The sequence below is a fragment of the Blastomonas sp. UPD001 genome (assembly GCF_003426715.1).
Taxonomy (GTDB): Bacteria; Pseudomonadota; Alphaproteobacteria; order Sphingomonadales; family Sphingomonadaceae; genus Blastomonas.
In genome coordinates this window covers 1-3,227 of record NZ_QKVT01000090.1, presented here as the reverse complement: position 1 = coordinate 3,227, position 3,227 = coordinate 1, and the positions used below count along the sequence as shown (strand labels likewise).

Here is a 3,227-nt window from a genome sequence, read left to right as displayed (position 1 = left end):
GGTCTCAAGACCGTCACGCTGACCGTCGCCGCGCAATGGTTCGCCGAACGCGAGGACCGGTCCGGTCATGTCCACGCGATCGATCAGGTCGAAGGGCTGGCTGCGGCGCTGGCGGGGAAGCAACCCGTCGGCAGCTATGCGCCCCTGGTGCACGGCCATGACAATTATGCACCGCTGACGCACACGCACGATGGCTATGCGCCGATGGTGCACACCCATGACTTCATGCCGCGCGACGCCGCCGGCAACTGGGTAACCGGCAATGCCAATCTGGGCGTCGGTGGCACCGCGCCTTACGCCAGGCTGGAGGTGCGCGGAGCCAGTATCGCAGCCTATTCGCTGCAGGCCGGGGGGCCGGTGAACAGCATGGCCGGGACCCAGCTGTATCTGGGCGATGGCCATTTCTATCTGCCCGACTATTGGAACAGCGCGCCCGGAATCGGTGCGATGGTCGACCCTGGCGGCGTGGCGGGTTCGCTGGCCATATTCGCTTATGGAGGTCTGTCAGCGACCCGCAGCGTGATCGCGATCGCCAGTCATAACGGACATTCCGATCGGGCGCTGTCGCCGGGGGCGGACAATCTGGTGCTGCTGGGGCGCCCCGAACTGCGCTGGTCGAACATCTATGCCGCATCGGGCGCCATCACGACCTCCGATGCGCGCGACAAGCTCTGGCTGGGCCCGATGACCGAGCCCGAACGCCAGGCGGCGCTGGCGATCATGGCCGAACTGGGGCTGTTCCAGTGGAACCGCTCGCTCGACGCGAAGGGGACGGACGAAGCGCGCCGCCATTTCGGGGTTCGCGCCCAGACCGCGTTTGCCATCATGCAAGGCCACGGGCTCGACTGGCGGCGCTATGGCTGGTGTTGCCATGACCGTTGGCAGGACGAGGATGGCGAGCACGAGCGCTATGGCATTCGCAGCGATCAGCTCGGCCTGTTCCTGATCGCCGCGCTCGCCCAGACCGTGTTCGCGATGGCCGCGGGACCTTCCGATGCTGCGGGGTGATGGCCTGGGCGACATGCCCATCGCCTCGGGCAGCGCGCGTCGCCTCGGCGCAAGCCGCAACGGGCCGGTGCCGCTGGCGGTGCGAGCGATCCAGACCGCGCGACCGAATGCCGATGTCCGCACGCTTTCGCCGCGCCGCCTCTGACCGGGCGCGGTCGTCCATCCCACATTTTCATGCAGGAGCAGCCGATGAGCCTGTTCGTCAAGGATCCGGACAGCCGGATCGATTATCGCGTCGACTGGGGCGCGGCCTATCTGGGGATCAACCTGATTGTCGCCAGCGGCTGGAGCGTCGCTCCGGACGCGCCCGGCGGTCTCGCCGTGATCACGGATAGCCATGACGGGCGCAGCGCGACCGTGACCCTTGCGGGTGGTCAGGTCGGCGCGATCTATGCGCTGACGAACCGGGTCACGCTGTCCAATGGCGAGATCGACGAGCGCTCCGTCTCCGTCCGGGTGGAGCCACGCTGATGGCCATGGTCACCAGCGCGCCCGCTGCGCTCGCCCCGCTGGCGCTGGCAGAAGCCAGAGCGTTCCTCAACATCACCCGCGACGATGACGATGCGGTGCTGATCGGCCATCTGCGCAGCGCGGCCGAGCTGTGCGAGCAGTTCATCGGGCAGGCGCTGCTTATCCGGCCGCATCGCGAGACGCTCGCCGTGGCGCGCGACTGGCAGCAGCTGACCGCGTCGCCCGTGACCGCGATTACCGGGGTGCAGGGAATCACCAGCGCGGGCGAGAGCTTTGCCTTGCCGAGCGAGGCCTATGCGATCGAGCTTTCGCCCGACGGCCTTGGCCGGGTGCGCGTGCTGCATCCCGGATCGGCGAGCCGGGTCGAGATCCGCTATCTTGCCGGCCTGGCCGCGCAATGGGGGGAACTTCCCGAAGGCTTGCGCCAGGGAATCCTACGGCTGGCGGCGCATGTGCACCTGGCGCGCGATGCCGGCGATGCCGCGCCCCCGGCGATGATCGGCGCATTGTGGCGTCCCTGGCGCAGGGTGCGGCTGTGAGCGCGCGCTTCGGCACCGTGCTGCTGCGCCGCGCCGCGCGGATCGGCGAGCGCCGGGCCGGGCGGCTGGCCGAACGGGCGTGCTTCGAGATCAGCGAGCAGCTGCCCGACATCCTGATTGAGCGCGATTCCGGACGGATACGCCTGTCCGGGCGAGGGTTGCGCCGCCGCTGGTGGCTGAATGCCGCGTTGCGCTGGCTGGGGAGATTGCTGCGATGAGCCTCGAACAGGATTTTGCGCTGGCCGCGATCGACTGGCTGGCGGGCGACACCGCGCTGATGGCGCAGGTCAACGGCGTGTTTCACCGCGCACCGGCGCGCATTGCTGCGCCCTATGCGCTGCTCGACGATGTGCTGGCGACCGACTGGGGCACCAAGGACCGGCCCGGGCGCGAGCTGCGGCTGGCCTTCTCGATCCGAGAAGGCTCGCAGGATGCCGGCCCCGTCTCCGCCATCGCTGCCGCGATCGAAAGCCGGCTGATGGCGATGCCCCGCAATGGCAGCGGCTATCGGCTGATCAGCCTCCACCCCCTGCGCAGCCGCACCGTGCGGATCGGCGAAACCTGGCTCGTCACGCCCGACTACCGGGCGCGGCTGCTGTCCCCCTGACGAAAGGACCAAGACATGACGGCGGAAAAAGGCAGCGCCTTCCTGCTCAAGATCGGTGATGGCGCAAGCCCGCCCGCCTATCGCACCGTGGCGGGTCTGCGCACGACGCAGATGGCGATCAACGGCGAACCGGTGGTGATCACGCACAAGGGGAGCGGCGGCTGGCGCGAGCTGCTGTCGGGCGCGGGCGTGCGATCGGTCTCGGTCTCGGCGGCGGGATTGTTCCTCGGCTCGGATGCCGAGAACGCGATCCGCGTGCATGCAATGAACGGCACGCTCGACGATTACGAGCTGAGCTTCGAGAGCGGCGCGCGGATGCGCGGGCGGTTCCTCGTTGCGCGGCTCGAATATGCCGGCGATTTCAATGGCGAGCGCAATTATTCGCTCGCGCTGGAAAGCTCGGGCGCGGTGGTGAGCCTGTGAACGGCAGCCCGAACGCCAACCCGGTGCGCGGCGAGGCAAAGCTGGCGCTGGCGGGGCAGGATGTGCTGCTTCGCCCCAGCTTTTCGGCCCTGGTCGCGGCGGAGCAGGAGATTGGGCCGCTGTTCGATCTGGTCGAACGCGCCGCCGCCGGGCGGCTGGGCCTGGCCGAACTGGTCGCG

At 68.8% G+C, this 3,227-nt stretch carries 8 protein-coding genes; all 8 read left to right on the top strand.

The genetic code is table 11. The features are described 5' to 3' along the window. On the top strand, window positions 1-1,008 hold a 1,008-nt coding region (locus DM995_RS18990; protein ID WP_198669496.1), incomplete at its 5' end, for a tail fiber domain-containing protein. Next, window positions 995-1,153: a hypothetical protein gene (locus DM995_RS21455; RefSeq protein ID WP_023839187.1), complete on the top strand. Its 159-nt coding sequence runs from the start codon at window positions 995-997 to the stop codon at window positions 1,151-1,153. The genes DM995_RS18990 and DM995_RS21455, both read left to right, overlap by 14 nt. Window positions 1,154-1,197: 44 nt before the next feature. After that, the gene (locus tag DM995_RS18985; protein ID WP_116970687.1) at window positions 1,198-1,479 is read left to right on the top strand and encodes a phage fiber-tail adaptor protein; all 282 of its coding nucleotides are present in this window, start codon (window positions 1,198-1,200) and stop codon (window positions 1,477-1,479) included. Next, on the top strand, window positions 1,479-2,018 hold the full coding sequence (locus DM995_RS18980; protein ID WP_116970686.1) for a head-tail connector protein: 540 nt from the start codon (window positions 1,479-1,481) through the stop codon (window positions 2,016-2,018). Before DM995_RS18985 ends, DM995_RS18980 begins: the two co-directional genes overlap by 1 nt. After that, on the top strand, window positions 2,015-2,236 hold the full coding sequence (locus DM995_RS18975; RefSeq protein WP_116970685.1) for a hypothetical protein: 222 nt from the start codon (window positions 2,015-2,017) through the stop codon (window positions 2,234-2,236). The genes DM995_RS18980 and DM995_RS18975 overlap by 4 nt, the downstream gene beginning before the upstream one ends. Continuing rightward, window positions 2,233-2,625 (top strand): DUF3168 domain-containing protein, encoded by a 393-nt coding sequence (locus tag DM995_RS18970; RefSeq protein ID WP_116970684.1) that lies wholly within the window; start codon window positions 2,233-2,235, stop codon window positions 2,623-2,625. Before DM995_RS18975 ends, DM995_RS18970 begins: the two co-directional genes overlap by 4 nt. 15 nt (window positions 2,626-2,640) lie before the next feature. Further along, the gene (locus DM995_RS18965; RefSeq protein WP_116970683.1) at window positions 2,641-3,048 is read left to right on the top strand and encodes a phage tail tube protein; all 408 of its coding nucleotides are present in this window, start codon (window positions 2,641-2,643) and stop codon (window positions 3,046-3,048) included. Then, on the top strand, window positions 3,045-3,227 hold a 183-nt coding region (locus DM995_RS18960; RefSeq protein ID WP_198669495.1), incomplete at its 3' end, for a GTA-gp10 family protein. The genes DM995_RS18965 and DM995_RS18960, both read left to right, overlap by 4 nt.